The organism is Pseudomonas sp. Sample_22 (genome assembly GCF_004307635.1).
In the GTDB taxonomy this organism is placed as follows: domain Bacteria; phylum Pseudomonadota; class Gammaproteobacteria; order Pseudomonadales; family Pseudomonadaceae; genus Aquipseudomonas.
The window spans coordinates 61030-68030 of sequence record NZ_RCNY01000033.1; the positions used below are offsets into that span (position 1 = coordinate 61030).

The window sequence follows — 7001 nt, forward strand, 5'->3', positions numbered from 1 at the left end:
AGCGTCAAACCTTCAGAACCAACTTGCCGAAATTCTCCCCGCTGAACAATTTCATCAGCGTCTCGGGGAACGTCTCCAGTCCCTCGGCAATGTCTTCCTTGCTCTTGAGTTGCCCCTTGGCCATCCAACCGGCCATTTCTTGCGCGGCCGTGGCGAATTGTGCGGCGTAATCCATCACCACGAAGCCTTCCATGCGCGCGCGGTTCACCAGCAACGATAGATAGTTGGCCGGGCCCTTGACCGCCTCCTTGTTGTTGTACTGGCTGATGGCGCCGCAGATCACCACGCGTGCTTTCATGTTCAGGCGACTGAGTACTGCGTCGAGGATATCGCCGCCGACGTTATCGAAATACACATCGACGCCTTTCGGGCACTCGCGCTTGAGGCCGGCGACGACATCTTCGCTCTTGTAGTCGATGGCGCCGTCGAAGCCCAATTCCTCGATCAGAAATTTGCACTTGTCGGCGCCGCCGGCGATGCCGACCACACGGCATCCCTTGATCTTGGCAATTTGCCCGGCAATGCTGCCCACCGCTCCGGCCGCGCCCGAAAGCACTACGGTTTCACCGGCCTTCGGGGCACCGACATCCAGCAACGCGAAATAAGCCGTCATGCCGGTCATGCCCAGCGCCGACAAGTAACGCGGCAGCGGCGCGAGTTGCGGATCGACCTTGTAGAAACCCCGCGGCTCACCGAGGAAATAGTCCTGCACGCCCAGCGCGCCGTTGACATAGTCGCCGACGGCGAACTGCGGATTGTTCGAGGCAACCACCTTGCCGACGCCCAAGGCGCGCATCACCTCGCCGAGCCCCACCGGCGGAATGTAGGACTTGCCCTCGTTCATCCAGCCACGCATGGCCGGATCCAGGGACAGGTATTCGTTCTTGACCAGGATCTGACCTACCGCCGGTTCGCCGACCGGTACTTGCTGATAAGTGAATGTCTCGCGGGTTGCTGCGCCCACCGGGCGCTTGGCGAGCAGGAACTGGCGATTGGTCTGGGATGTCATGACAGGCACTCAAGATGAATGAAGCCTTGTTGATAGACCTTCGTGGGCGATGCCGCAAGTTTGGCTGATGCGGCGAATGCAGGTTTATCCAGTGCAGTGATAGTTGGTACGGCAGTTCCATCACTGCAACTCATGGGCAGGCAACCGGCCACCTGATAGTGCTGCCTTGCCCGGGGCCGCTGTGGCTAGACTGGAAAAACGCGATCCCCCGCCAACTCTCTTCGAGGACATAACAATGAGCATGACGTTTTCCGGTCAGGTAGCCGTAGTGACGGGCGCCGCCAATGGTATCGGCCGTGCCACCGCCCAGGCGTTCGCCGCCGAGGGCTTGAAGGTGGTTGTCGCCGACATGGACACGGCGGGCGGCGAAGGAACGGTGGCACTGATTCGCACGGCAGGCGGTGAAGCGAGCTTCGTGCGCTGCAACGTCACCCTTGAAAGCGAAGTAAAAAATCTGATGGATGAAGTCATCAATACCTACGGTCGTCTCGACTATGCCTTCAACAACGCCGGCATCGAGATCGAAAAAGGCAAATTGGCCGAAGGTACTGTCGAGGAGTTCGACGCGATCATGGGCGTCAATGTCAAAGGCGTTTGGCTGTGCATGAAGTATCAGTTGCCGTTGTTGCTGGCACAGGGCGGCGGCGCAATCGTCAACACCGCTTCGGTGGCTGGCCTCGGCGCCGCGCCGAAGATGAGTATCTACGCGGCCTCCAAGCACGCGGTGATCGGTCTTACCAAATCCGCCGCCATCGAATACGCCAAGAAAAAGATCCGCGTCAATGCGGTATGCCCGGCGGTGATCGATACCGACATGTTCCGCCGCGCTTACGAAGCCGACCCGAAGAAAGGCGAGTTTGCCAACGCCATGCACCCGGTAGGTCGCATCGGCAAGGTTGAGGAAATCGCCAGCGCAGTGCTGTACCTGTGCAGCGATGGCGCTGCGTTCACCACGGGGCATTCATTGGCGGTGGATGGCGGTGTCACGGCGTTCTGAAAACGCAATCTGCGGGAGTGAGCAGACTCACTTCCACAGATTTTTTTCCGTTTGGTGAATACGCCGGGCAGTGTGTTTCAAATGATTAAAACCCGGGGTTTTGGCGGCGTTGTCGCACATCCCGCAACGAGCTCCTGTGATTAACTGCTTTCGGCAGAATCCACAGGAGTTTTTTTGCTCATGGAATTGAGAATCGATCGACAGGCATTGGTGCCGGTCGTACAGCAAATCGTCGACGCACTGGTCTGCTGGCTGCATTGCAATGAGTTGGCGCCTGGCGCGCGCTTGCCGCCAGTCCGACGCATCGCGCGAATCAACCTGCTCAGCCAATCCTGCGTCGTCGAGGCATGCGAACGTCTGGTGGTGCAAGGCGTGCTGGAGTCTCGCCAGGGCGCCGGTTTCGTTGTGGCAGCCCCAGCCCCCGCAGCCCAGGGTCGACAGGATGACTTGTGGTTTGAAGGCGCAGTAGTAAAACCAGGAACTTCGTCTGAACTGCAACTGGGCTACGGCGGGCTGCCCGAAAGTTGGCGCGAGACGGATGATTTGAGTTATGCGATCCGCCAGGTCAGCCGCACCGATATGGCCGGCCTGTTCAACTACAGTTCACCCTTGGGGTTGCCCGCCCTGCGCGAACAAATCCTCAAGTGCCTGAAACCGCTGGGCATCGATGTTGAAGACAATCGAATCGTAACCACCGCAGGCGCCAGCCAGGGTTTGGATCTGATCGTGCGGACGCTGTTCAAGCCGGGGGATTGCGTGGTGGTCGAGAGTCCGGGCTACCCGATGTTGTTCGATCTGCTCAGGCTGCACGGTATCCGCATGCTCGAGGTACCGCGAACGCCGCATGGGCCAGACGTCGCCGTTCTCGAACAACTACTGCTCGAGCACCGCCCGCAGGGAATGTTCATCAACAGCTTCCATCACAACCCTACGGGCGGCAGCCTGGTCCCTGTGGTGGCGCAACGAGTACTTCAGCTGACAAAAAAACAGGAGGTGATGCTGATCGAAGATGATGTCTTCGCCGATCTTCACAGCGGTACCGGCATGCGTCTCGCCGCCATGGATGACAGTGTGATTTATGTCGGCAGCTACTCTAAAACCCTCAGCAGTTCTTTGCGTGTCGGCTTCGTGGTGGCCAGTGCCGAAGTGATTGCACGACTGGCCGAAGTCAAGATGATCAGCAGCATGGGTGCTTCCCGATTTTGTGAATCGGTGCTGGCCTGCCTGCTGGCCAGCGGCGCGTATCGCAAGTTGGTGAAGCGCCAAAGACAGCGCTTGAACACCGATCGACAGGCTGCCTTGCAGTTGCTTGAAGACGCCGAGTGGGAGGTGTTTGGCAAGCCCGCTGCCGGCTTGTTCATCTGGGCGCGCTCACGATCGATGGACTGCGCCCGGGTGCGAGCCGAGGCGCAACGCCACGGGGTTGTGTTGTCGTGCGCGACGGCATTCAGTCCCACGGGGGAAGCCAGTGATTGGCAGCGCATCAATGTGGCTTGTGCCTGCGATCCGCGAGCCAGGGCATTCTTTCAGGCCACCGCTGTGAATCGACCTCTAGCGTTCTGAAAACGACGTTGGCGTAGCTTTTTGCCATTATTCAGGCGCCAGAGACTTGTGTTGACACAGGCCCGTTGCGAATCTGCATCCATAGACTATGGCAGGGGACTACGTGCAATGATTTCGGCCGTGCAAGGACGTTTTGCCAACCTCGGTATGGCAAAGAAACTGGGTGGCGGGTTTGTGCTTGTGCTGCTGTTGACTGCCTTGGTGGCGGCCATTGGCGTGTGGTCCTTGCACACCATCAGCCAGCGCTTCGATGGGCTCAAGCAGATGTCATCACTCAACAGTGGTCTGCTCAAAGTGCGGCTGCTGGAGCAGGAATACGCCTTGCACGGCAACCCGAAAACAGCCGACGCTTTGCGTGAAGGCGTGGACGGCCTGATCGCGCTGGCGAATCAGCTCAAGGCTGAGTCGGCAGCGAACGTCCCGGTGATGACTGACGTCGAGCAGTCCCTGGCGGCGTATCGCAAGGCGTTTGACGAGTTTGTCTCGCTTAGCCAGGCCAAGGACCTGGCATTGGAAATGGCCAGTTGGTCGGTGTCCAGCGTTGCCAATAATCTCGATGTGTTGCAGTCGGGGCTTGCCGATGACGGCGCCTATACCCTCAAGGATTCCGAAGGCAAGGACGGTGCGCAATTTATCGAGCAGGCCAATCAGGTCAGTCAGGTTTCACGCCTGATGCTCCAGGCCATGAATGAAGCGCGCGTACGCCTGGACCAGAGCCGCAAGGGCGACGACAGTGCAGGACAGGGCAAGATCGAACAGGCCAGTCAAGCACTGACCCAGGCCGAGCAATTGAAAACCACGGTCAAGGATGAGGGATATCAGACGGTTCTCAATGAAGTGACCGGCCATATCGCCGGTTTCAACGACAAGCTCGCCGAGTACACCGGTTTACTGGAGCAGGAAAAAAACGTTTATCAGCAACTGCATGAGCGTGCCGGCCAAGTGGTGGAACGGGTGGACCAGGCGTACATCGCCGAAGACCAATCGATGCAAACGGAACTGAAAAAGAATTCGCTGCTGATCATCGGTTCTTCGGCTCTGGCGCTGCTGGTCGGGTTGATCGCCGCCTGGGCGATTACCCGGTTGATCGTGGAGCCGCTGCGCAGCGTTATCCGTGTGGCGCAGCAGATTGCCTCGGGGGATCTGAGCGGGACTGTCGAAGTCACCCGACGCGACGAGATTGGCCAACTGATGCACGCGATGCAGCAGATGGGCGCGGGTCTTAGCCAGATCGTCAGCGGTTTGCAGGCAGGCATCGAACAGTTGGCATCGTCGGCGCAATCGCTGTCGGCAGTCACTGAGCAGACCAATCTTGAAGTCAGCAGTCAGAAGGAAGAAACCGAACAAGTCGCCACGGCGATGAACCAGATGACCGCCACCGTTCACGATGTCGCGCGTAACGCAGAGGAGGCGGCACAGGCTGCGCAAACGGCGGATGGCAAGGTTGAGAGCGGCCAGCAAGTGGTGCGCCAAAGCATGGTGCGGATTGAGCAACTGGCCGATTCGGCCAATTCAGCCAGTTCAAGCATCGAAAGCCTGAGTGCGGAAATCCAGAATATCGGCACGGTACTCAGTGTTATCAAAAGTGTGGCTGAACAGACCAACCTGCTGGCGCTCAATGCCGCCATTGAAGCCGCCCGTGCCGGTGAGCAGGGCAGAGGCTTTGCGGTGGTGGCCGACGAAGTCCGCGCCCTGGCCAAGCGGACCCAGCAATCCACCGAGGAAATCGAGCGGCTGGTCAGCGCCTTGCGGGCGGCGGCGCAGACGTCGGTGCAGCAGATTCAGAGCAGCGGCGAATTGGTGAAGCTGGCGGTCAGCGATGCGCTGCAAACTGAGAGCGCGCTGGGGAGCATTGCCGCGGCAGTTTCTTTGATTCAGCAGATGAACCAGCAGATTGCGGCGGCTGCCGAGGAGCAAAGCTCAGTGGCTGAGGAGATCAATCGCAGTGTCACGAGTATTCGTGCCAGTGCCGATCAGTCTTCGCTGGCGATGCAGGGGAATGCGGCATCCAGTATCGAACTGGCGCAGTTGGGGACTGAGTTGAAAGGGATGGTGGGGCATTTCAGGCTTTGATTTCTGGTCGCCCTCAATCGCTGTGGGAGCTGGCTTGTCGGGTCGTCGCATCGCAGCGATAGCGACCTGCCAGCCGACCTGTTACCCGCAGCGGTACGCCCACCTCATATCCAGCCCAAAAAAAAGCCACCTTCCCGGTGGCTTGTTTTTTTTAACGAGTGATCAGTCGTAGATCACTTTCTTTTTCCAGTCCGCATCTGCCTCGACGTCTTTGAGGCCCTCGGTCAGTTGGTTGACTTCGCCTTCTACCGGGGCAATGCGGTCCATGACTTGCGCATTGGCACGGGCCAGGAGTTTTTCCAGGTATTCCAGTTGCTCGGCGTAGATCTGCGGTTCCTGCTGTTTTCGCAGGTACTGCACGCCACGTTCGAACGCCAGGCGCGCCTGACCGGGCTGATTCTGTTGCAGCGAGTGCTGGCCGAGGTTGTTGAAGAACTCGATGTGCAGCAGCACCAGAATATGGCGGACCTCGCGGATCCAGCGCTTGGCTTCGTTAGGCGGCAGGAAACCGTCCTGTGCGGCGCGGGTAATCTGGCCGTGCAAGGCTTCGAGCAGGAAGCGTACGTCCTTGGCCTTGGCCTCGGTCTGGATCGGCGCCGGCGGGTTGTTGACCGGAATCGATTCGCCCTGGGCGACCAGGGTTTCCAGCTCGCCAATCCTTGCCTTGAGGTTGGAACTGGTCTTTTCCAGATTCAGCAGACGTTGGCAGACGTTCAGCTCCAGGCGGGTCAGCAGCAGCTTGAGTGCCGGTGTCATCAATTGGCCGGGGAAGGTCTCGGTGATTTCGCCGCAACGACGCAGGCGATCATTGAGCTCAACCTTGGTACGGGCCCTTTCCAGCTTGTTGTTTTCCACCACATGGTTGATGTAGCCAATGGCGATCAATAATGCGATCCCGGCTACGACGAGCAGGGTGATCATGAGTGGTGTCACCGGTAAGACCTCTTTTTAGGGTTCGCGTGCGAGTGTAGTGGCTTGGCATATAGGCGCCTAGGGCCGCTCGACGAGTTGGGTCGATGTGGCTCATTCTGTATCGGCCGCAGTCTTCTTATATGAATGCTGGCATCGATAGGGCGGATTGCCATCACTGACGACGCCGACTATAACGCCTTGGCGAGTGTCAGAATATAGGCGCCAAACACCGGGCGGCGGAAAATCCGGATTAGTGCTGCAAAGCAGGGCGAAGTCATTGATTTAAATAAATTTATATCAGGGGGTTGACGACCTCTCAATCCATCCATAGAATGCGCGCCACTTGCAGCGTAAAGCACACAGCGAAACGAAGCAGGGAGTGAATGTTGTAGTGTGTCCCCTTCGTCTAGTGGCCTAGGACACCGCCCTTTCACGGCGGTAACAGGG

5 protein-coding genes are annotated in these 7001 nt (G+C 58.6%); 3 read left to right on the forward strand and 2 right to left on the reverse strand.

The features are described 5' to 3' along the window. Window positions 1–4 precede the first annotated feature (4 nt). Window positions 5–1009 (reverse strand): NADP-dependent oxidoreductase, encoded by a 1005-nt coding sequence (locus tag D8U73_RS09470; protein WP_130904320.1) that lies wholly within the window; start codon window positions 1007–1009, stop codon window positions 5–7. 235 nt (window positions 1010–1244) lie between these two features. Between D8U73_RS09470 and D8U73_RS09475 the strand changes: the two genes are divergently transcribed. The 3 genes from D8U73_RS09475 (at window position 1245) to D8U73_RS09485 (ending at window position 5642) form a co-directional block, all read left to right on the forward strand. Continuing rightward, window positions 1245–2006 carry an SDR family oxidoreductase gene (locus D8U73_RS09475; protein ID WP_056855966.1) on the forward strand — a complete coding sequence of 254 codons (762 nt, stop codon included), beginning with the start codon at window positions 1245–1247 and terminating at the stop codon, window positions 2004–2006. 180 nt (window positions 2007–2186) lie between these two features. After that, window positions 2187–3569, forward strand: coding sequence for a PLP-dependent aminotransferase family protein (locus D8U73_RS09480; protein WP_130904321.1), 1383 nt, complete (start codon window positions 2187–2189; stop codon window positions 3567–3569). A 108-nt stretch (window positions 3570–3677) separates the two neighbouring features. Next, window positions 3678–5642: a methyl-accepting chemotaxis protein gene (locus D8U73_RS09485; protein ID WP_130904322.1), complete on the forward strand. Its 1965-nt coding sequence runs from the start codon at window positions 3678–3680 to the stop codon at window positions 5640–5642. 162 nt (window positions 5643–5804) lie between these two features. Here D8U73_RS09485 and D8U73_RS09490 read toward each other — a convergent pair whose 3' ends face one another. Then, window positions 5805–6563 carry a hypothetical protein gene (locus D8U73_RS09490; protein ID WP_056855963.1) on the reverse strand — a complete coding sequence of 253 codons (759 nt, stop codon included), beginning with the start codon at window positions 6561–6563 and terminating at the stop codon, window positions 5805–5807. Window positions 6564–7001 lie beyond the last annotated feature (438 nt).

Excerpts from the sequence above, each read along its gene's own strand:
- D8U73_RS09470 (WP_130904320.1), bottom strand. The coding sequence starts at position 1,009 with ATGACATCCCAGACCAATCGCCAGTTCCTGCTCGCCAAGCGCCCGGTG.
- D8U73_RS09475 (WP_056855966.1), top strand. The coding sequence starts at position 1,245 with ATGAGCATGACGTTTTCCGGTCAGGTAGCCGTAGTGACGGGCGCCGCC.
- D8U73_RS09480 (WP_130904321.1), top strand. The coding sequence starts at position 2,187 with ATGGAATTGAGAATCGATCGACAGGCATTGGTGCCGGTCGTACAGCAA.
- D8U73_RS09485 (WP_130904322.1), top strand. The coding sequence starts at position 3,678 with ATGATTTCGGCCGTGCAAGGACGTTTTGCCAACCTCGGTATGGCAAAG.
- D8U73_RS09490 (WP_056855963.1), bottom strand. The coding sequence starts at position 6,563 with ATGATCACCCTGCTCGTCGTAGCCGGGATCGCATTATTGATCGCCATT.